Source organism: Pseudoalteromonas sp. MMG013 (assembly GCF_018100885.1).
Classification (GTDB): Bacteria; Pseudomonadota; Gammaproteobacteria; order Enterobacterales; family Alteromonadaceae; genus Pseudoalteromonas; species Pseudoalteromonas aurantia.
Map to the genome: position 1 here is coordinate 1 of NZ_JAGJEE010000115.1, position 478 is coordinate 478.

1 protein-coding gene is annotated in these 478 nt (G+C 43.1%); it reads right to left on the bottom strand.

The window, feature by feature from the left end; translation table 11 throughout:
- The coding region (locus J8L98_RS24595; RefSeq protein WP_210998683.1) for an RHS repeat domain-containing protein at positions 1 to 478 on the bottom strand (478 nt) is incomplete at both ends.

Below are 478 nucleotides of genomic sequence, written 5' to 3' on the forward strand. Positions count from 1 at the left end.
ATTTACTTAGGTCACTGATTGATGCGCGCTGACCCCAGCGAACAACCTCATACACTCGCCCTTGTGCATCATACTGCCATTGTGTCACGCCACCATTGGCATCAATATGCAGTGACTTACGGCCATTATCATCATAGGCGGTGTGCTCACTGAAAAAAGGATACTCGTTACCAAAATTCACAAGTGTTGTATGTAACTTATCAACTTGTAAGTTACTCAACAGCGTTAAAGAGCGGTGCTCACTAATACGCTGGCCATTGTTATCATAGCTATAACGCACCACTTGATAGTTATTGGCACTGTCAACCGTGGTGAGGTGACCAATCAGTTGATTGGCTTCGTTATAGTCAAACAGCTGCGTTTGACTGCGCTGCGCATCAAATTGGATAACCTTTTTAATGACATTGTCATTATCATCATACTGATAAGTAGTGACTTCATTGCCTTTTTCAGTCTTAACTAAGCGACCCAGTGCATC